The organism is Scytonema sp. PRP1, assembly GCF_036697665.2.
GTDB lineage: Bacteria > Cyanobacteriota > Cyanobacteriia > Cyanobacteriales > Nostocaceae > Kalymmatonema > Kalymmatonema gypsitolerans.
Genome location: NZ_JBAHYJ020000070.1, coordinates 1 through 21,273 on the forward strand (window position 1 = coordinate 1; position 21,273 = coordinate 21,273).

The following is a 21,273-nucleotide window of genomic DNA, read 5'->3' on the forward strand; positions in this document are numbered from 1 at the left end:
CCCTTGTTTATCGTCACTCCCTAGTGCATCGCGCTGCCAGTCAAGTTTATCAGCAATACGGACTTTGATATAGTATAACTCTTGCATACAGTCAATGTTTTTGAAATGAAACCACAAATAAACATTGATAACACCGATAAATATCTGTGTCCATCTGTGTCCATCTGTGGTTCAAAAATTCATAAATCCTATTTTTGTAAGAAGTCTATTAATACCAATTCTCCATGAAAATGTACTTAATATTTATTAAACGAACCGCCAAGACGCCAAGCACGCCAAGAGTGAAAGAGTAAGTATTAAGTGCAAGTTTACAGAGAATTGGTATAAGTAAAACTAAACTTGGAAAATGTGGGCAAGGGCAAGAGTGGATGAACAACGGCAAAGTTAGAATTTACGAACTATCAAAAGAATTGAAGTTGGATAACAAAAAGCTATTAGCAATTTGCGACCAACTCAACATTGCAGCCAAAAGTCAGAGCAGCACAATCTCTGAATTCGAGGCAGAACGTATTCGTAAAGCGACAAAGAAACCAGTTGCTAACGTTGCGACCTCTTTGCAAAAAAATTCCTTAAATATTAAAACAGACTCCGAAAACTGGGGCTATGTGTTAGTAGGTTCGACAATTGATAGGTTGATCCGCAATCTTGAAGGTGATGCTGCCCTTGAATCATATCCCGAATTTCGGGAGCGGCGCGAGCGTGCCAACGAGTTAATGTTTGAATGTGTCGGTCGAAAGCCTTGCCTGTTTTATGTTCGTCGCAAGGGCGCTGGGAAAGAGCCAAAACAAGAAATTTGGGACTTGACAATCGCAACAGACTCGGATGTTCAATTACCCATAAGACTTAAAAAGCTAGGAAAAACATTAGGATTCAGAGCAGCTGTACAACAAAATGGATACGGCGGTTTAAAGATACTGTCCGTTCAGTTACTACAACTCTCATGGGGACACGCCGATGGCTATGCTGTCCCTTGTCGCTTGTGTCTGCTACCCGACCACGAACATCATCTGGGCATTCCGTCAGCGGCATTGGCACGCATAGCAGCCACGCCAACCTGCGGTGATCATGTGCCCACAGAAGAGCAGCTCAAAGCTTGGAAAGCGTTTTTGCAGATTGAGGAAAACATTGCTAAGGCACGTCAGTTTTGTGTGCGTTACTTGGCTCATAATTATAGCTCCAGAAGACGGATCAGTTTTGAAATTGATGTCGCCTCAGCCACGCTTGACGGTTCTCCTGAAAATTCTTTGGGTGTGAAAAACTTTTGGGAACGGGCAAAACGGGCAAGAAACGAAGAACTGAAACTTTTCGAGACTGCACCCACAGGAAAAAACTGGCAGAACAGCCGCCAACTCGGGTCTGTTGAAGAAGTTGACTCCAACCGTTGCATCATCCATATAAGGCTAGAACGCGACTTAGCTGAATACATTGCCGCAGGGCGTTATCAGCTACCAGCCACCGGATTTTTGTGTTTCGAGGCAGTTGGTGACATCAAACAAATTCAGCGCAAGAAAAAAGCTTTAGACGACTTGAATAATGGTTACACCCAAAATCCTTACTTGGGTAACTTCTTATTCGACGCTTCCCAGGCAAGACCGATTCAAAAAACTGTCGAACTTCGACCAGAAGATTTGTTATTATCTTCCGCTAATCCTGGTCAAAAAGCAGCAGTGGAGACAGTGCTTGCAGCGAAGGATCTTGTCCTGATTCAAGGTCCGCCAGGTACAGGCAAAACTACTGTGATTGCCGAAATTTGCTATCAAGTTGCCCTTCGGGGTGGACGCACCCTCATTGCCTCTCAAGCAAATTTAGCAGTAGATAACGCCCTGAGTCGATTAGTTCACAACCCAGTGATTCGGGCTGTACGAAAGGGACGAGCCGAGAAAGTTGGGGAAGAAGGACAGCCATTTTTAGAAGACCAAGTGATTGGCACATGGCTACAAAATACCGCTACTGATTGCGAAAGTAATCTCGCCCAACGTCTTGATGATGTAAAAGTTTTGCGTCAATTGTTGACATCACCACAACGATTTACAGCCTACCTAAAAGCAGAAGAAGAATTTTATGAAACACAAAATGAATTCAACAAGAGCAAGGCAAGCCTAGAGGCAAACTGTAAAAATCAAGAAATAGCCTACAAGAAAACCGAAGCACAGAAAAATGAGGTCGAATCCCTCATTGCAAGGTTGGAGGAACTGCTAAATGCTGCACCTAACGTAAACTGGGAAGATCCAGAAGTGACAAATTTTTTGCCACTTCTTAAACCCTACACAGAAGGCAACAGTACAGTAGAAAAGTTTTTGGCAGATGTTCGTATAGCCATCAAATATAGTGATGAACTTGGTTTTGTTCGCCCTCAACGTGGCGCATTTGGCTTGGCGGTTTGGTTGCGTGAAACTGTAGCAGATGTATCTGAATTTAAAACAGCATTAAGTTCTGCGCAAGAGGCAACTGTAGCCATGTCAGAGGTTGCGGCGTCGGTTCAGGTATTTAGACAGAATTCTACTTATTTAAATCAGCTACAAACAGATTATCAGCAATTTATTACCAAGCAGCAAAACTTACAACAAACAATTCGGAGTTGGGAAAACCGCAAACGGGAAATAGATTATATTATCACAGCAGTTAAGGAATGGAAATCTACAGCATATTCTCTTCTATATCATGTATTAAACGATTGTCATAAATCCGGTCAACCATTAACAGAAAATTTAGCGGACTTACCACTAGGGTTGTTGATGTTTGCTAAGACATTAAAATTAGAAATTGTGCCAAAAGGTTACACAGTTAACTTGCCAGAGTGGGAGTTATTGGCAAAGGCGATCGCTTATGAAATAGAGGGCGGTTTTATTGACCGACGAGGTAAGCAGTATAGTTTTAGTTATTTTTTACAGCAAAGCTTCAGTCAAATTCCGATGGTGTTGTCAACAAGCGATAGCACCCAATGGCAAGAACTTTACCAACAGTTTAATAACTATCAACTACTCAAACCTAGTCAGCGAAAATTGCTGGTTGAGAATACACAGTTTTTTCTGATTAGAATGCAGCAAAAGTATGGTGGTTCATGGGAATTGAATAACATTGAGTCTACTTTCACCCGTATTACACAAGAATTACTGGATAGTATCCTGAAAAATGCACGTCAATGCGTTTTACAAGTGAAAACTGAGACTGAACAACAGCTTCAAAATTTACAAATACAACTCAATGAACTTGAAAAAAATTCAATTACTCAAGAGCAGATATCTGCCCATCAACATCAGGTAGAAAGAGTAAGACAAGATGGTAATTTGAAAATTGGACGAGTTATCACTATTCTGCAAGAACTTACCCGGCAGCAAAACTTACCTCCTCAATTACGCATTCTAGCTGAACAATATCTCGCCAAGCAATCAAATATTTGGGAACAGCCCCAAGAATTATCACAGCAAGTCAATTCTTGGGCAAATTGCATAAGTCAGCTTGAAACCTTAATTTTATCCTTAGAACCTTTTGCTGTACTGGAAATTATCAAAAACTCTCTGCATGAGCATCTCTCAAGGCTAAAAGAAGAAAACACAATTTCTCTACACCAACTTGAAGAATCACAAATAAAGCTACGTGAATTAGAGCAACAATTACAACCACAGCTATCAGATAATTTAATATCGGAGCGAAACTGGTGGCAGATGATATGGCAAGCAATACCTGATAAATTTAAGCCGGAAAATCCTGCTACAAACATGTTTAATATAGACGTTTTACGCATCATCAAAACTCAGTTTGAATCTTGGCAACAGCAACTCCAAAATGAAGAAACTTATCTCAATAGATATCAGAACTTTGTCCAAGATTGGATTGAAAAACTACGCAACCCCTCAGAGGGCGATCGCAACGATTTGAGGCGAATTTACCTAGATAATGCTAACGTCGTCGGTATCACGTGTGTTCAAGCAGCAAATCGAGAATTTTCTGAAGAATTCAAAAACTTTGATGTCGTTATCATTGATGAGGTGAGTAAGTGTACTCCACCAGAATTACTCATCCCAGCTTTGAAAGGCAAAAAGTTAGTCCTGGTAGGTGATCATCGACAATTACCACCCATGCTTGATACTAGCACTTTAGAAGAAGTTGCTCAAGAAATTAGTAGTACACGAGAAGAACTGCAATTCTTAGAAGAATCACTTTTCAAAAGCCAGTTTGAAGCTGCTGATGAAAGCATCAAACAGATGCTGACTACACAGTATCGAATGCACCCCTTTATCATGGGGGCGATCAATCAGTTTTATGACGGTAAACTAGAATGTGGAATTTTACAACCTGACACTAAACGCGCACATAATTTGGCAGGTAAAATCATTCAAAAACACCACCATATTCTCTGGGTAAAAATGCCAGCAGAAAATGAATTCCAAGAGCAACGTGAAGGAACTTCGTTCTTTAATATTCAGGAAATTGATGCTATCGAACGTCTGTGTCAGCAGATGGAGAATGCTTGGGCTGCTAGAGTTGCTAATGGTGAACCCAAAAAAGAAATCGCCGTAATTACATTTTATGGCGCTCAACTCAGAAAAATTGATGAGCGCCTGCAATCTGAACTTTTCCCTTCTTTGCAAATTCGTACTGGAACGGTTGATCGATTTCAAGGGATGGAAAGACCTGTTGTAATTGTTAGTATGGTTCGCAACAATAGCAATAGAGATGTGGGTTTTGCTAAGAAGTCAGAAAGGGTGAACGTTGCTTTTTCCCGTGCGCAAGAACTACTAATAATTGTGGGTTGTCACGATTTATTTACCTGTCAAACAGGCAAAGTCGGAAGTATGTACTCAGAGGTTTCCAACATTGTACATCGTCATGGAGGTTTAGTTGATGTTTCTCACGTCTTCTGCTAAACCTATTGATAATAATCTCAGAGATTTAGTAAATGAAATTGAAGCACAAAGCCCTGGTTTATCGGTTTTAGCAGCGCGTCAATTCCGCTATACTTTACGTCAAACTCATGTAGAAGTCACTATCAAGGAACCCCGCCAGTTCAATGTACTCGAAGAGTTTATAATCCGCGCTGGGATTGAATTAGACTCTCCTCTAACAGCAGATGAATTAGCATCTATACTTGGGCTTGATCCTGTATTCGTGCGAAGTACTATTGCTACTCTTCAGAAGTTACAAACTCTCGAAATGACATCAGCAATTACAGTCACTCCTGAAGGGCGTTTATTTTATGAGAAAGGAACTGTACCACAGCCCCCATACTCTGAAAAAATTTATGCTGTTGTAGATCCCTTGGGTGGAAAGCTTACTTTTGAGTCTGAACCTTTAAACGATACATTGGTAAACCTACCTGATTTGGCAGAAATTGTAACTATTGATAATACAATTACTGATATTTCTTCCTTCTCCCTTGAAGAATTACAACAAAGTATTCAGGGTTCAGGTTTAGCACTTCATGTTCCAGAAGAGGGAAAAATCGTCATTTCCTGTAAGGTAATAGCTCCGACTAAAAAGATATGGAAAACTATATCGCTTTTCGTTCTGTTTGATGCACTTGAAAATAAGTTGAACATCCAACTCAGAAAGGGAAAGCAAATTCTAAAGTCGGAATCAAACTGGCTGGAAGCACTAGAAGCTGAAGGTAAAATGTCCTTGCAAGCATTATACAAATTGTCAGACGAAACCATCTCTTTTGAGCGCAAAGCAACTCTCAATCAGAAAAACGCAGAAATTGAGGCTAGACTGGAAAAGATTCAGCAAAAGGCGCTGGAAACTGCAAGACTTGCTAGTGCAGAACAGAAAAAAATCAACTTGTCACGTACAGTTGTACAGTTACGCGATGGACAAATTCCTCAAGCTTTCTCAGAAGTTTTAAATTCGGCACAGCATCAGATTCTTATCTATTCTCCTTGGGTAAGTCAGAAAGTTGTAGACGAACAATTTCTTCTCCTGCTGCAAACATTGGCTAATCGTGGGGTTTGGATTCTCATTGGACATGGAATTGCCCAGCGACAACAAGATGAAGAAAAACCAATACCAGCAGAAGTGGAGGAAAAACTTCGAGGAGTCAAAACGCCTGATGGCTTACCAGCAATACAGGTTTTTTGGTTAGGAAATTCCCATGTCAAAGAAGTCATAGTTGATGGGAAAATCTATCTTTGTGGATCTCATAATTGGCTGTCTTATCGCGGCGATGATCTACCACGAGGCGAATCAGTTTATAAAGTCACAATTTTGCATGAAGTTCAAGAAGCCTATGAATTTCTCGCCAATCGTTTCAAAAACCATGCCCAGAAATTATGGGAAAATGCTGTACAAAACCGCGTTACTCAACTAGCTACCGATACTCTGTGCATGTGGGGTGCTATAGGTATGGAAGGAATGGCACTCACAGCGATACAGCAAAATAACTGGCTAGAACTTCTTCCGGTGTGGCTGAATGTCGTATGTCACGGGCTAAAGTCGAAAAAGGTATCCGGTGATTCAGGAAGTTTTAGAACTGCACTTTCTTTGCTGGATCAGCTTCCTACAGAAGCGGCTTTTATTGAATCATTACGGCAAGGATGGCGTAAAGTTATCGGCGCGATCGCTACTAACAATCCTCAGCAGGCTTTAAACTTACTCGGCGATGAAGTCTGGCACGAGTTTGTGCGTCTCGCCATTACCCAACCGCCTGTCAAGACTCCTGAGCAATTTATAGCGGCACATACTCCATCTCAAAATATGCCCAAGCAATCTCAAAAGCGCAAAACCATTAAATAATAAATTGTAGTCAAAAGTCAAGACTCAGAAGTTAAAAATTATTGTTTCCATCTCCCCATTCCCCTACTCCCTTTGTCAACTGTTAATTAACTCTAACGTCACAAGCAGAATTTCGTCGCCTTCGATACAATCTATGAAGTAAGGAGAGCCGAGGAGAACAGACTGGTGCTATTGAAAGGCTTTGAAATTGAGATGTATACTGGCACCCCTAGTGGTGATATCGTCGGACTCTCCGACAAGATTGTTACGTCTTTGGATGGATTTGTCTGGGAGCCAGATAATCGAAACGTAGAATACACAACTGCACCAGAGCGAAATTACGACCAGCTTTTATGTGCCTTGTTGCGTCCTCGGCTGAAATTGCGAAACTTCATTCAGCAATTGGGCGATTACACGCTGATTCCAGGAAGCACTCTGTCGTTAGGTGGGAGCGATCGCTTTTTTCGCTCAGATCCAACAAACCCTTATCATGCCTATATTGAGCAAACATACGGCACAAAAGTCGTGACAGCCAGCGTTCATATCAACGTCGGTATCAGCGATCCAGAGTTATTAATGCGGGCGTGTCGGCTGATCAGGGTAGAAGCACCTTTGTTCCTTGCCTTGAGTGCTTCGTCTCCCTTCCTCAATGGCAAAGCGACTGGGCATCATTCCACACGCTGGAGTGTTTTTCCGCAAACGCCTTCTCAAGTCCCGTTATTTGAAAGCCACGCCCACCACATTGATTGGGTGCAAAACCAGCTGGCAGCTGGAACGATGCAAAATGTTCGTCATCTTTGGGTATCAGTGCGCCCAAATGGCGATCGCCGTCCCTATGACTTAAATCGCCTAGAACTGCGAATTTGCGATTTAGTCATAGATCCAATTGCTTTACTGGCAATAACAGCCCTGTTAGAGGCACGTATTCAGCAACTTATCGATAATCCTGATCTCGATCCGTTAACCCAAAGCACCTTCTCTCCAGACGAACTCGTCTCCCTCACCTATGCCAACGAAGCTGCAGCAGCGACTTCGAGTCTCGATGCTCAACTCAGGCATTGGCAAGATGGCAGAAGTATTTTAGCGAGAGATTGGATTGCCCAAATGTATCAAGAAGTTTGGGCGATCGCCAAGCAGCACGGCTTCGCCTGTTTCCTTTCACCACTGCAAAAAATCCTCCGCGAAGGTAATGAAGCTCAAGGGTGGCTGCAACTGCACGCACTCGGTTTGAGTGCAAGACACGTTCTCACTCAAGCGATTAGTACAACACGAGAACGCGAAATGGAACTCGAAGATAAATTGTGTTCGCTCGTTGGTTAATCTCAAGTCACTTCTTGCCATTTAGCAACAACACATATTCTGCAAAGCGCAAGTGTTGTGTGATGCAAGTATACAGCATTTAAAAAATCGTCATATATCTCAGAGCATCTCTCAGATATTCTGAGATATATTTCATGTCTATTTTAAATTTCTAATCAATGGGTTGAGGAAAACCATATTAATAAAAACTATAAATGACCTCTGCCTTAAGATAGATTTGAAAAAATCCATAAATTGCTTATTTAAACATATTTATTCCAGAGCAAATGCCGCAGGTCGTTTTAGTTAACCCCCTGATTCCCCCAAATACAGGTAATATCGCTCGCACTTGTGCTGCCACAAGCACGGAATTACATTTAGTAGGACCTTTGGGGTTTGAAATAAGCGATCGCTACCTCAAAAGAGCCGGCTTAGATTACTGGCCGTATGTGAAGCTGCACTATCACGAATCTTTGGAAGCTTTTAAGTTGATACATCAGGCGCGTGGCGGAAGATGGCTAGGTTTTAGTGTGAAAGGCACTTGCAAGCACGTAGATTTTCAATTTCAACCTGATGACTGGTTACTATTTGGTAGTGAAACGACTGGCTTGCCACCTGAGGTTATATCAGCTTGTGATGCTACACTTTACATTGCCATGAGCGAACCGAATGTTCGTAGCTTAAATCTTTCTGTGAGTGTGGCAGTAGGTCTGTTTGAAGCTCGCCGTCAATTAGGGTATTAAACGCGAAGGAAGAAGGTTTGGAGTGGGGGATTGTAAGCACAGACACAATTGTAGACCACCAATTTTCAATCTTGCCTGTGGTGTTTCCCCGTTGTGCAGAAGGAAGAAGACCTTCTTCCTCCTTATACGTCATAGCCTTTTTTGTACATCTACTGAGATGAGAAATAAAAATCCTGACTTATAATTGCCGTCCCATCGGAAAAATTTTCTTTGGTTCTCTCAGGATTACTGATTTATCTTATACACTGTTTATGATAGACATGGCAAAATGTAAGGAGAATTACTGAAGACTAAAGATATGTTTATATAAGAAATTTATATAGATAATCTGAGAAACAACCAATATTGAATGATAGATTTTTGTGAACTTGAATTTTCTCTCGCTGGGGAACAAAAACGTTCTGAGTCAGTCAAATCAGGAGTTTAAGCTATTTGCAACCCAGGTGTCATTTTAATCTTGGCTAGAAGAAACTGCGAGTTAACACGGTTGTATTTTGGGGAATAATCAACGTAAAGTCTCGTGTGGGTAAGACGGATGGGGTAGAAAAAGTTTGAAGAGATCTACAGCAGGGTGTAGTGCTATTCGCTCTTAGTCGTAGCATCTGATTGCTGAAAGCAAGACAAGACTTGGCAAAAGTGTGATTGTCAGTCGGGCTGCTAAAGCGACCAAGGCGCAAACTGTAAAGAAGAAAACTTATTTGATGTAAGTGCCTTAAGGTGTGAAGTGTGAACAGGACAAGTCAACGCGTAAATTTAATTTTTAAGAATTGAATGCTGTGAACTTGTCTAAATCAGAGAACCAGGTTAATCTTGCCTAAGTATCTCTGATAGGTGTGATCTTGATCTATTCTTGGTAGTGATCTAAATCATTGACTAGTATCAGACTGAAAAATTGAGCTCAGTTAAGCGCTAGTGATCATAGGAGGTCGTCTTTGAAACGAGCATTGAAGAAGAAAGTGAAAGCTGAGTTGGACAAAGCCCTAGGCGATGATGCCCCGGTGGAACACATAGACATCGTTAATCCAAGGGTTAACTCTTGCCGGGTGCCAACAACAGCCGCAATGATTGGCTTGGCAATATCAATGGGAGCAACCAGCGTTTTGGTGACTCGACAAAGCGACCAAGCCACCGCAGCAGAAGCGTTGGGTAACCAAAATACAGCTTCAACGGTTCCTGCTTCTGATGCCGAAGTAAAATATACTTCCACAAAAAAACTAAAGTTGCCAGCTGTTTCATCAGTAAGTGTGCCTGAAAGTCCTGCTGTAGTTGAACCAACAGCAATTTCACAGCTACCCGATCTGAGAGCTAAATGGCAAGTCGCGGCAAGCAGGATGTCTGTCCCAGCCTCTGCACCAGTGGTAGTTCCAAATTCACCCAAAAAACCAGAGGAACAAAGCATTGCTTGGGAAAAAACCAACGTGCAGCAGTCCAAAAAGCTAGGAGTACAAACACTCTCTCATGCTGATGGTGTGGCTGGTGTGCAAAAGGTGTCCTCGGTGTCTGCTCAACCAAAAACAGCAGAAGCAAACAACACACTGGATGCGGAAGTCAATGCTCAATTGAAAGCGCAGCAAGAATATGCGCTCAACAGATTACAAGAAAAATCGAACAGTTTAAGAAAAAGTCTGGCTGATTGGCAATCTAAGGAAACCAAAGATTTATCACAACAAGCAGTGACTCGGTTCGCACAGCCAATGACAGTGGCTGAACAAATGCAAAAGACAAGCACAAGTATCACTGCTAGTCAACAGTTGGAAACAAACAGCGATATCAGCAGAACAAAGCTTGTGTCGAAGTTAAAGCAAAGGTTAGAGGCGCAGGTGTCACCAGCACCAATGCCAACAGCCGCACCAGCAACAGCCGCAGTTGTAGCGCCAACCACACAAACGGCAGCTGCGATAACACACGAAGTTAAGCCTGGAGAAACACTAGCGGCGATCGCCAACCATTACGGAATTTCTGTCTCACAACTACTCAAGGCGAATAATCTCAGCAATCCCTATCAGCTGCAAATCAACCAAAAACTGTCCGTTCCCGTGATTGAGAACCGCAGTACTACCCAGCCAATTGCAGCTAGTGGTACTACCAACGTTGGCGAAATCAGTGCAAACTCAGTCATTGCTAACAACAGCAGTGTGACTGTCCCGACACCAGTACTTACGGACAAACAGTTTCAAACCTACATTGAATCAACTACTGGTAACTCAGCAGAAAATACTATTACAACTTCCCAAACAACCTCTGGTGCTGACACATCTTATGTTCCTAATGGTGTTGGTGGTGATGCTCCAGTGCCAAAAGTTTTTACAGAAATTCAATTAGCAAACAAACCACCTGCTACGACAACAAAACAAGTAAAAAATAGTCAACGTCTGCGCAGCTTACAAGCGGAAATTGAGAAATTGCGGGAGAAATACCGCTCTCAACAGGCTGGTAACATCGTTGTTCCAGAGGGTTCCCAAACCAACAATACCTCGGTGACGGTTCCCGTTTCCAATCAAAATGATGCAGTCGTGCCAATTGCTGTGCCAAAACCAAATGACACAGCAGTGCAGATGCCAGTGACTGGATCGAACAATGCTGTTATACAAATACCCGTTCCTAGACCGATAGGATCCAACAACTATAATACCAAACCAGGCAAGCCTATATACCCTGCTAAAAGACCTGCAAACGAACCAATTAATCCAGAACTGCTACCACCTAATCAAACAGTAGCAGCGCCTTCAATGGGTGGTGATGCCTCGCGTTCGCTCGGTTCTTTGCAGGGATCAACTGTTTCTCCACAGTTACCGCCTTTAGCAGCGGTGGATAGATACCTGCCTAGAGTCATCGACGAGAATACACCCGCCCCGTCTACCTCATCCACAGCTTATATTTGGCCTGCAAAGGGTACCCTCACCTCTGGTTATGGTTGGCGCTGGGGAAGAATGCATAAAGGAATTGACGTTGCTAACTCAACTGGTACGCCGATTTATGCAGCTGCTGACGGTATCGTAGAAAAGGCAGGCTGGAACAGTGGTGGCTATGGCAACCTTGTGGATATCCGCCATGCTGATGGCAGCATGACTCGCTATGGTCACAATAGCAAGCTTTTGGTGCAGCCTGGTCAACAGGTACAGCAAGGTCAAACAATTGCTTTAATGGGTAGCACTGGCTTTAGCACTGGTCCGCACACCCACTTTGAAATCCATCCATCTGGCAAAGGCGCAGTCAACCCAATAGCCTTTCTGCCAGCAGTAGCACGTCTGTAGTCGGTGGCTATCTGTCACTCAATGATTGCTTATTCTTTGGAGGGAGAGCAACTCCCTCTTTTGCTTTTTTTGGGTGTAGGCACAGAATAACTAGGGGTGTAGGGGAATAGGGGTATAAGGGTTTCGGGGACTCCACCAAGAACGGGATGGAGTTTTAAACAAGGACACCGTATTTTTTCGCGCTGTGCGTCTCAAAACACATCTTTCTTTCTCTTCCCCTTGAAAGGGGAGGCTTCTAACCAATATTCACAGACGGATTTCCCCTATACCCTTACACCCTTACACCCGCGCCCGTTGCGGACTCGGTGATACGGAGTTACTCTTTAACAGTGAACACTGAACAGTAAACAGTTATCAGTTAAATACGAGTGGTCACGCGTCCCCCACCATACGCCGTCAGGACTGATAACTGATAACTGATAACTGATAACTGATAACTGATAACTGATAACTGATAACTGATAACTGATAACTGATAACTGATAACTGATAACTGTTTTAAGAGATTACCCAGTCTTACTCAAAAGTTGAGCTTTGACTTCAAAATTTTTGTATGCTATATTAGGAAAACGAAAAAATGTTTGGCTCAGTAGCTCAGTAGGTTAGAGCACGGGACTCATAAGCCTGGGGTCGTTGGTTCGAATCCGACCTGAGCCACTTACTCATCAAAAATGAAGAAAGAAAAAAGAAGAGTGAAGAGATAGTTTTTTCTTCGTTCTTCTTTTTTGATTATTTTATTTTTACGTGGCGAATAACCTCGGCAACAGACCAAGCTTGAGCTATAGCCCCTCTAGGTGTATGGGGTTGATCACCATCAAAAATTTCGGAAATAGAGCCAATACAGGCATCCGATAGAAAGTGTTCTAGTAAGGGTTGCCAATCAAAAGGCAATGGTTGTTCAGGGTAAAAACGTTCCCAAGCCCGGATGAAAGGACCAATCAACCAACTCCAAACTGTACCTTGGTGATAAGCGCGATCGCGTTTTTCAGAGTTGCCGTTATATTGGCCAATATATTCTGGATCTGTTGGAGCGAGACTACGAAGACCAAAAGGAGTGAGCAAGGAAGAACGAGCTAGGTCAAGAACATTTTGCCCTTGCTTTTGAGAGAACGCACAATGTGACAGCGAAAGTGCCAAAACTGCATTTGGACGAATCTGAGAGTTTCGACGGTCATCTGGTTCAATCGTGTCGTACAAGTAGCCCAGTTGAGGATTCCAGAACTGTTGCATAGAAGCTTTCACTTGTTGTGCTAGCTGGGCGTAGCGCAGAGCCTGCTTAGCAAAACGCCCTGGATCAGCAACCACTTCCTGTTCGCTCAAAATTTCTGCCCATCGACTTGCCCAACATAAAGCGGAATACCACAAAGCGTTAATTTCCACTGGCTTACCACGACGAGGAGTCACAGGCTGTCCTTCTACTACCGCATCCATCCAGGTAAGAGCTACACCAGGAGCATACCAACCAATGAGTCCATCGGTAGCGTCAAGCTGTATATTATAGCGTGTGCCTCCAAGAAAAGCTTTATAAATTTGCTGCACCACTGGATATTGCTCTGCCAAAAACTGCCAGTCTTGAGTGGCTTCCAAGTAAAGCCCTAAAGTTTCAAACCACCACAGCGCTGCATCAATACTGTTATAAAACGGTTCGCCACCAATGTCAGGAAATGCATTGGGAATTAAACCATGACGACAGTAACGCCCAAAGGTTTGTAGCAGTCCTTTCGCCAAGTCAAAGCGCTGCGGGATCAGCGCCAACCCTGGCAAGGCAATCAAGGTATCACGCCCCCAGTCATTAAACCAGTGATATCCAGCAATCACAGTGGGACCAGCAATAGAAGCACGATAAACAACAAACTGATCTGCTGCTTGCAGGAGTCGTCGCCAAAGGGGAGAGTGGGGAGCTCTTGAGCAGGGGAGATCTTGAGTAGGCGAGAGTGTAAACTCTAATTCCCCTGTGCGCACTTCCTCTTCTCCCCATCCAAAAACTTGAGACAGACGCTCTTGCTCTGCTTCTACAACTTCTGCAAACGTTTCTGAGGTCAGGGGAGTTTGCAGTTCACTAGGAAAACCCACCCGCGCTTCCAGAGTCACTGCGTCTCCTGGCTTGAGGGTGAGTGTTATGTAACCAGGACTATACAGGTCTTCGCGATCGCCCAACCCCCGCAAACTTTCTTCTCTTAATCCGTAATTCCAGTACCAAACCGTATCTGGTTGATACTCTCCTTGCGTCCAGCGCAAGTGCCAAGGTGTTCCAAAATTGTGAGAACTTCTTGCTTGCAAGCAAACTTGCTGTTGTCCCACCAATTGCGAGAATTGTAATTCTGGAATGACCTTTTGTTGATGGTGAAAGTCGCGATCGCCTATGAGCAATCGCAGCCTCAAGGTAGCTGCATCTGTACCTTCATAGCGATACTTAACCAAAATCCGATGACAGAAAGAAGACGCACAGAACGGGGAAAGCCCCTTGTCCCCGGACACTTTCCTCTCCTTGCGGAGACGCTGCGCGAACAACGGGACGCCAGTTGCTTCAACGGGGGGAACCCCCGCAACGCCCTGCCTCGGGAACCCCCGCACGGAAGTGTCCTCTCCTTGTCCTTCCTCCACCAATCCATACGGCATGATCAAAAGCCTAGTCAACTGCCACTCATCCTCACCCCAAATCCATTTTGGAACTGGGTTAATATCAAAAGAGCGCAGCTGTTGGTAACCTTTTGGTTCTATCTGTCCACTACCCCACAAATTTGTTCCTAGTGCGATCACTCGATCGCTTAATTCTAGGCTAGCTTCTAAGTGCGAAAGCAGCAGAGTACGTCCAGAAGGCGGGCTAGTCGCGGCAAACAACCACCCGTGGTAGGTGCGAGTCCTGACATCAGAAACTGTACCACTGGCAAAACTTCCTAAGCCATTGGTTAGTAACCATTCTCTTGTATCTAAATCCACCATTTGCTACTCAAAATCGTTATGAGTATGATATAGTCGTAACAGATCGTAATTAAACTGTGAAGACGAGGACGGGTGAAATTTACCTAACCCGAACTCCAACAATACTAGACAGATATAAGTTGAAGGAGAATTAGGTTAATGCCTCTCACTTACTCAGCAGAAGGATGCCTCCGTGTAGGTCAACAGGCTCCCGACTTTACAGCAACCGCTGTCGTAGATCAGGAATTTAAAACCATTAAACTTTCCGACTATCGCGGCAAGTATGTCGTACTGTTTTTCTATCCTCTAGACTTTACCTTTGTTTGTCCCACTGAAATCACAGCCTTTAGCGATCGCCACGAAGAATTTAAAAATCTTAACACCGAAATCCTCGGTGTTTCCGTTGACAGTGAGTTTTCTCACTTAGCATGGATTCAATCAGATCGCAAGTCTGGTGGGGTGGGCGACCTCAATTACCCCTTAGTTTCCGATATCAAGAAAGAGATCAGCGCAGCTTACAACGTGCTTGATCCAGCAGCTGGCGTTGCCTTGCGCGGTCTGTTCCTTATTGACAAAGAGGGTGTCATACAGCACGCCACCATCAACAACCTAGCTTTTGGTCGCAACGTTGATGAAACCCTACGAACTTTGCAAGCCATCCAACACGTTCAGTCCCACCCGGACGAAGTTTGTCCTGCTGGCTGGCAACCAGGCGACCAGACAATGGTTCCCGACCCCGTGAAGTCCAAAGTTTACTTCGCTGCTGTTTAGGTTTGAAAGGTAGTAGGTTTGTAGTAGCGCTTAAGCGCTATTACAAGCTGACTCAAACTTCACAGAGAAACACAGATGAATCAAATTTGTAATTAATAATTCGTCATTTATTTCGAGTTAAAGTTACTAATTATTTGCTGATTCTCCGTGTATCTCTGTGTTTTTTTTTTACACTCCCCTGGCTGTGTGAATTTCGCTTCGCTCATTCCCACTTAAAGCCAGGGGATTCTGTACTCTACGTCAGAATTTGCCCTACCAGATTTTCACCAAGTAGCGTATTGATTCCAACTCCTACAGCGTTTGTTCGGGATTGCCCATCCCTACCTTTTGCAAGATTCAGAATATTTATCGCTGCGTTCACATCCCTTTGTAACTCGCAACCACAAACACATTTATGTGTACGAGTTGAGAGGGATTTTTTCACGACTGTGCCACAATCCGAGCATTTTTGAGATGTCATTCTCGGATTAACAGCTACAACTGTAGTATCGAACTTACGAGCGAAATATTCCAACCAACGACGAAAAAGACTCCAAGCCGCATCATTGATAGACTTGGCTAAACAGTGATTTCTTACCATGTTCTTCACAGTTAAATCTTCGTAGGCGACTAAGGCGTTAACCTTGCACACGCAGCGTCCCAGTCTCTTGGAATGCTCATTACGTTGTCTACTTACTTTTAAATGCTTCCGAGCATATCTCTGTCGAGCTATTCGTCGTTGATTTTTGCCTTTTTCCTTCTTGTATATCTGACGTTGAGCGTGTTTGATGACTTTTTCGGCTTTTCTCAAAAACCTAGGATTCTCTTCATGATGTCCATTGGAATCAGAATAGAAAAACTCAAGCCCGACATCAAGCCCTAACTCGCCATTACCTGTTCTTTGTTCTGATTTAATATCAACATCGACCGCGAACTGACAATAGTAACCGTCACCTTTACGAACTAATCTAACTCGCTTGATTAACTTAGTAGGATACGTCTGAATCTCCCATTTTCCTAGTAGTCTGACTTCTCCAATACCTTTTTTATCGGTAAAGAAAATGCGTCGCTTCGTAGGATGTCATGACCAGCCGCTAGTCTTATATTCAACTGAACGATTATCTTTCTGGAAACGAGGAAAACCCTTCTTTCCAGATTTCTTAGTCTTGCAGTTGTCGTAAAACCTAGCAATAGATAACCAGGCTCTTTCTGTTGCAGCCTGACAAGCCATTGAATTTAATTCTTTAACAAATCCAAATTCTTTACGCAATGCTGTTGAATAGTTATTTAGAGCAATCTTGTCTACTTTCTGTTCTCTTGGTGCATCCATCCAATATCTAATCGCCTTGTTTCGGATGAACTGAGTAGTTCTAATAGCCTCATCAATGGCGCGATATTGTTCTTGCTTACCTTTCACTTTGTATTCTAGTACCAGCACTGCGTTATCACCTCCTTGTTTTGTTTAATTGAATCTATGTTAATATTAATATGTTCGCGCTGTGTACAAGTAATGGCAAAAAAAGATTTACATATTCGGATTACTGAACGCAGAATCAATAAGCTACGTTTATTAGCAGTCGAAAAAGATAAAACAATTACTCAAATTATTGAAGACTTAATTGATACTTTACCCGAACCACAAAAAGAAAACATCACGGCAGGGTAAACCCTGCGTTGTGGCTTTCATCCCCGGACTGAAGTCACGGGGTTTTCAGCCTACCCCTTATAACCATATTATTATAATAACAACAGGGATAAACAGATGGTCACTTCAATCGCTTCTAGCGGCTTATTTAATGAACGGTTCTTCCGCAATGTTCTACCAATCCCAGCATCAAATACATTAGAATTGGGGCAAGCTACACCAGATTTTCAACTGCCAGATATCACCAACGGAACCGTAGTAAAATTATCCGATTATAGAGGCAAGAAACCAGTGTTACTTGCCTTTACTCGTATCTTTACAGAAAAGAATTATTGCCCCTTTTGCTATCCTCACATCAAATCCTTAAATGAAAACTACGAGCAATTTCAAAATCGGGGCATAGAAGTTTTGATGATAACGAGTACCAATGAACGGCAGAGTCAAATCGTTGTCAAAGATTTGAGCTTAAAAATGCCGTTGTTGAGTGATCCGACCTGCCAAGTGTTTCGTACTTATCAAGTTGGGCAAGCATTAGGAGCGCCTTTACCAGCACAGTTTGTGTTAGATAAACAGGGCAAAGTCAGTTACAAGCATTTATTTTCCTTTTTAAATCATAATGCTGGCGTGGAGAAGTTACTAGAGCAATTCAAGTGACACCTGGAGGAGGCAATAGCAATTTGGCAACAGAGCGATTATAATCACGAATATATTTACTCTGCGTGGGATTCAGCATCAGGAACAAACCCCGTTTCTTTGAGGAGCAGCCGTAGTTTTGCATGAGGAAGTTTCGTGTCCTTCTTGTTATTTCCCCACATATCAGAAAAGAAGCCTTGCATCAGCGCAATGATGCTGCGGTATTTGACGATGCTGGCAACATAAAACTCATCTAACTTCATGATCCCATCAGCATGTATCTGCTCGATGTTGTCGAGTAATATAGATCGCACTTCATAAGGCTGTAAGCCTTCTTTTATGCCATATTTTTCCATTATCCTGCGTTTATCGTTCTCGGAGCATGAATCATACGACGGTTGAATAAGATGTCCAAGATTCCGCAGGACTTCTCCGTAGTCGTAAAATGTGTTCTGCTTAAAGAAAGACTCTTCATCTTTCGTCAACGTAAAACTCTTGTCAAGTACCAAACCAAAATCGGTCAAATATATCTGCTCGCCGTCGGTAAGGACGTTCTGAAAATGCGCATCGAAGTGGATGATTCCCTTCGTCCTCAAAAAGTCAATCGTCGTGCGTAAGTCATCCAGGGGTTTCTCAAGTTTGTTGGGGTTTTCCCGCAGCCATGTTTCCAGAACATACGGTATATGCTCTATAAACAGAACCAACTCATAGTTGGCGTTCGCTCTATCTACCACATAATTTCCGGCGTTCGCACTATTACCCCAGTACTCCACATAATCTTTTAGACGCGACCTATCCACAGCCGCCCGCCGCCCAGAGAACGGAATAATCCGATAATGGTACATCAGTGGAAAGGTGGCGATCGCCTTCTCCTGACGGAGACGCTCCGCGAACGGCACTGCGCTCTCTTGCATCGCCCCCTCCAATACCCAGTTGGTGGTCTTGATATGGGTCACGAGTTCACGGAAGACCCCAAAACCAGTGGAACCGAAGCCGTAATTACAGTAAGTCGGCAGGTCATAGAGGTTTCTGGTGGAGAACAGGTTGTCATATTCGATGTTCGTAACTGGAACACGTTTCACAAAGACCTTGGATTGCCCAAGGACGATCGCATGATTTATCCCCCAACCCGTGCTCGACTCATTCGACTCACTATTGTTAAACAGAGAATGCAATTGTGCATTATCCAACTGAGCGATTTGTGAACTGAGCTTGAAGTATCTCTTCCTTCTAAGTTCTATATGATTCTTAGCCATTTTCTCCCGTCCAGCCACAGTATGAGAAACCCCATAGGTAGGAGCCAAAAATTTAACACTCGCCCGATGGAGTCCCCAATCAGATTCATGCACTGGTTGGGGAGGAACGCTGCTCGCTTGACTCTTTACTGGGTACTGGGTATTCGGGACTCGGGACTCGGGACTGGACAATACTCGCACCTTACCCTAATCCCTAATCGCCAATCCCTAGTTCAAAAACTCATAAATAATAATTTAGAGACGCGTTAGGGCACGTCTCTAAAACTAACAAATCTCAATGCAAAATCCTTAAAGCTTCACCTGCTGCAAATGACTGCGGGGATTGAAGGTACGCACAGCGCGGATTTTTTCATAGTATTCGCGCTCCTGTTGACTCAGGTCTTTTGGTGGTATAATTGCAACCTTTGCCAACAAGTCACCACGTCCACTCCGAGGTTGGGGCCAACCTTTGCCACGTAAGCGCAGGGATTGACCAGAACGCACTCCCACAGGAAGCTTGACAGTAACTGCACCATCGGGTGTGGGTACTTCAACTGAGGCTCCTAAAACTGCTTCGTCTGGCGTAATTGGTATTTCGCATATCAAATTATCGCCCTCAAACTGGAAGAAAGAGTGTGGTTGAAGTTCGACTTTTAGATATAAATCGCCACGTTGCTGGCTGAAAGGGCTGACTGGTCCTTTGCCTCTTACGCGCAGACGACTGCCAGGTTTGGCACCTGCGGGGATACGGACATCAATGACCTCGTTGCCTAGATTTAGGTGCTTTTGTACACCATGAAATGCTTCGGAAAAAGTTAGGGCGATCGCAGCTTCGCTATCTTGAGTAGCGCCAGCAGTACCTACATCTTGAAAACCAAAATCATTAAAGTTGTTAAAACCACCAGGTGCACCAGTGCTAGTGCGGTAATAACTTTGCCCCCCACTGCGTGCGCTAGCGCCTCCAAAGCGCCCTAATAACTCGTTGATAAATTCGTCAAAACTACCATACTGGCTGAAGTCAAAACCGCCCATATCAACACCGACACCAGATGGGAAGCCACTTTCAGCCGCTTGTTTCCAATATTGACCAAATTGGTCGTACTTTTTGCGTTTGTCGGCGTCTGACAAAACTTCGTATGCTTCGTTAATTTCCTTGAAGCGTGCCTCAGCTTGTTTGTTGCCTGGGTTAACATCAGGGTGATATTTTCGGGCTAATTTACGAAAGGCTTGTTTAACTTCTTCTGGACTGGCAGTTTTACTAACGCCCAAAGTTGCGTAATAATCCTTGAAGTCAGTTGCAGCCATCTACCAGCCTCCTCTAAAAATTTCCGTTATATTTTTTCTAATATTAAAGTCGAGATAGTACATCAGATATAATTCCAGTACATACACTCTGATATTAAATTATCAAATCTTAAATAAATTCAAGTGCGGTTCTTGCTCACCACACGAGCGCAATTCCCGTACTCCTGAACTTCCGGGGTACAGCAAATGAAATGATCAAACCCTTCCTCTAAGGTTGGAGGGGCATCGCGAAGTTGACGATACATACGCAAGATGACGTCTTCTGGCACTTTACGTTCCCGTTTTTTGTTGCGTGCTAAACACAGCCATACTGGGGTTCTTACCCACACTCCGGTAATGTGAGTGAAGCCAACTTCGCGGGCGATGGCGATGACTTCGCGGCGATGACGTCGCTGGGCATTGGTAGCATCGTAAATTGTTGTACCACCTGCGGCTACGGCTTGTTGAAATTGCCGCTGAATTTCCCGCCAAATCAGCAGCCAAGGTCCCTGAAGGGCTTCATTGCCAAACAGTTGTCCCCGGATGGCATCCGTAGAAATGAGTTGCCTCCAAGGGCATTCTGCTAGCAATTGCTTTGCCAAAGTGGACTTACCGCTACCAGGAAGACCAATTAACAAAATTAAGTGAGGCATTTGTCCCTTGTCCTATGTCATTAGTTGTAGAGACGAGCCATGACGCGTCTCTACATTTGGTAGTTGATGGTTGATAGTTGTTCTACTAACCACTAACTACGCGCCTACTAACCATTAACTAAAGACTAATGACTGATGACTAATGAC

General features: G+C 43.6%; 13 protein-coding genes, 1 tRNA gene and 1 pseudogene. 10 read left to right on the forward strand and 5 right to left on the reverse strand.

Features of this window, described 5'->3' with window-relative positions; all coding sequences use genetic code 11:
• Positions 1–368: 368 nt before the first annotated feature.
• The 6 genes from V5G28_RS14960 to V5G28_RS14985 all read left to right on the forward strand — a co-directional run bounded on the left by V5G28_RS14960 (position 369) and on the right by V5G28_RS14985 (position 12,661).
• Positions 369–4,868: a translation initiation factor IF-2 N-terminal domain-containing protein gene (locus tag V5G28_RS14960; protein WP_332992617.1), complete on the forward strand. Its 4,500-nt coding sequence runs from the start codon at positions 369–371 to the stop codon at positions 4,866–4,868.
• A complete protein-coding gene (locus tag V5G28_RS14965) occupies positions 4,846–6,729 on the forward strand; it encodes a hypothetical protein (RefSeq protein WP_332992618.1) in 1,884 nt (627 codons plus the stop codon). Before V5G28_RS14960 ends, V5G28_RS14965 begins: the two co-directional genes overlap by 23 nt.
• Positions 6,730–6,891: 162 nt before the next feature.
• Entirely contained in the window at positions 6,892–8,028 is a 1,137-nt protein-coding gene (gene gshA, locus V5G28_RS14970) for a glutamate--cysteine ligase (RefSeq protein WP_332992719.1), read from the forward strand.
• Between the two features lie 266 nt (positions 8,029–8,294).
• The gene (locus V5G28_RS14975; protein ID WP_332992620.1) at positions 8,295–8,750 is read left to right on the forward strand and encodes a tRNA (cytidine(34)-2'-O)-methyltransferase; all 456 of its coding nucleotides are present in this window, start codon (positions 8,295–8,297) and stop codon (positions 8,748–8,750) included.
• Between the two features lie 932 nt (positions 8,751–9,682).
• A complete protein-coding gene (locus tag V5G28_RS14980; RefSeq protein ID WP_332992622.1) occupies positions 9,683–12,004 on the forward strand; it encodes a peptidoglycan DD-metalloendopeptidase family protein in 2,322 nt (773 codons plus the stop codon).
• A gap of 583 nt (positions 12,005–12,587) precedes the next feature.
• Positions 12,588–12,661: transfer RNA gene (locus V5G28_RS14985), tRNA-Met, on the forward strand.
• A gap of 72 nt (positions 12,662–12,733) precedes the next feature.
• Here the strand turns inward: V5G28_RS14985 and V5G28_RS14990 are convergent.
• The gene (locus V5G28_RS14990) at positions 12,734–14,947 is read right to left on the reverse strand and encodes an amylo-alpha-1,6-glucosidase (RefSeq protein ID WP_332992624.1); all 2,214 of its coding nucleotides are present in this window, start codon (positions 14,945–14,947) and stop codon (positions 12,734–12,736) included.
• A 138-nt stretch (positions 14,948–15,085) separates the two neighbouring features.
• On the opposite strand from V5G28_RS14990, the gene V5G28_RS14995 reads away from it, so the two are divergent.
• On the forward strand, positions 15,086–15,697 hold the full coding sequence (locus V5G28_RS14995) for a peroxiredoxin (protein WP_332992626.1): 612 nt from the start codon (positions 15,086–15,088) through the stop codon (positions 15,695–15,697).
• A gap of 235 nt (positions 15,698–15,932) precedes the next feature.
• Here V5G28_RS14995 and V5G28_RS15000 read toward each other — a convergent pair.
• A pseudogene (locus V5G28_RS15000) lies at positions 15,933–17,114 on the reverse strand (RNA-guided endonuclease InsQ/TnpB family protein).
• Between the two features lie 72 nt (positions 17,115–17,186).
• Between V5G28_RS15000 and V5G28_RS15005 the strand changes: the two are divergent.
• Positions 17,187–17,342 carry a hypothetical protein gene (locus V5G28_RS15005; RefSeq protein ID WP_332992628.1) on the forward strand — a complete coding sequence of 52 codons (156 nt, stop codon included), beginning with the start codon at positions 17,187–17,189 and terminating at the stop codon, positions 17,340–17,342.
• A 96-nt stretch (positions 17,343–17,438) separates the two neighbouring features.
• The gene (locus V5G28_RS15010; RefSeq protein ID WP_332992630.1) at positions 17,439–17,975 is read left to right on the forward strand and encodes a peroxiredoxin family protein; all 537 of its coding nucleotides are present in this window, start codon (positions 17,439–17,441) and stop codon (positions 17,973–17,975) included.
• Between the two features lie 56 nt (positions 17,976–18,031).
• Here V5G28_RS15010 and V5G28_RS15015 read toward each other — a convergent pair whose 3' ends face one another.
• Complete coding sequence (locus V5G28_RS15015) at positions 18,032–18,853, reverse strand: hypothetical protein (protein WP_332992632.1); 822 nt, start codon at positions 18,851–18,853, stop codon at positions 18,032–18,034.
• A gap of 48 nt (positions 18,854–18,901) precedes the next feature.
• Here V5G28_RS15015 and V5G28_RS15020 point away from each other — a divergent pair, with 48 nt between their 5' ends.
• Positions 18,902–19,159, forward strand: coding sequence for a hypothetical protein (locus tag V5G28_RS15020; protein WP_332992634.1), 258 nt, complete (start codon positions 18,902–18,904; stop codon positions 19,157–19,159).
• 339 nt (positions 19,160–19,498) lie between these two features.
• Here the strand turns inward: V5G28_RS15020 and V5G28_RS15025 are convergent, their stop codons facing one another.
• Both V5G28_RS15025 and V5G28_RS15030 read right to left on the reverse strand, forming a co-directional pair.
• The gene (locus tag V5G28_RS15025; protein ID WP_332992636.1) at positions 19,499–20,494 is read right to left on the reverse strand and encodes a DnaJ C-terminal domain-containing protein; all 996 of its coding nucleotides are present in this window, start codon (positions 20,492–20,494) and stop codon (positions 19,499–19,501) included.
• Positions 20,495–20,613: 119 nt separating this feature from the next.
• Entirely contained in the window at positions 20,614–21,126 is a 513-nt protein-coding gene (locus V5G28_RS15030; protein WP_332992638.1) for an AAA family ATPase, read from the reverse strand.
• Between the last annotated feature and the right edge of the window lie 147 nt (positions 21,127–21,273).

What these genes read in the sequence shown, in the direction of transcription:
- V5G28_RS15025 (WP_332992636.1), bottom strand. Translation starts at nt 20,494, where the DNA reads ATGGCTGCAACTGACTTCAAGGATTATTACGCAACTTTGGGCGTTAGT.
- V5G28_RS14975 (WP_332992620.1), top strand. Translation starts at nt 8,295, where the DNA reads ATGCCGCAGGTCGTTTTAGTTAACCCCCTGATTCCCCCAAATACAGGT.
- V5G28_RS14960 (WP_332992617.1), top strand. Translation starts at nt 369, where the DNA reads ATGAACAACGGCAAAGTTAGAATTTACGAACTATCAAAAGAATTGAAG.
- V5G28_RS15020 (WP_332992634.1), top strand. Translation starts at nt 18,902, where the DNA reads ATGGGTCACGAGTTCACGGAAGACCCCAAAACCAGTGGAACCGAAGCC.
- V5G28_RS14995 (WP_332992626.1), top strand. Translation starts at nt 15,086, where the DNA reads ATGCCTCTCACTTACTCAGCAGAAGGATGCCTCCGTGTAGGTCAACAG.
- V5G28_RS15030 (WP_332992638.1), bottom strand. Translation starts at nt 21,126, where the DNA reads ATGCCTCACTTAATTTTGTTAATTGGTCTTCCTGGTAGCGGTAAGTCC.
- V5G28_RS15010 (WP_332992630.1), top strand. Translation starts at nt 17,439, where the DNA reads ATGGTCACTTCAATCGCTTCTAGCGGCTTATTTAATGAACGGTTCTTC.
- V5G28_RS14990 (WP_332992624.1), bottom strand. Translation starts at nt 14,947, where the DNA reads ATGGTGGATTTAGATACAAGAGAATGGTTACTAACCAATGGCTTAGGA.
- V5G28_RS14965 (WP_332992618.1), top strand. Translation starts at nt 4,846, where the DNA reads ATGTTTCTCACGTCTTCTGCTAAACCTATTGATAATAATCTCAGAGAT.
- V5G28_RS15005 (WP_332992628.1), top strand. Translation starts at nt 17,187, where the DNA reads ATGGCAAAAAAAGATTTACATATTCGGATTACTGAACGCAGAATCAAT.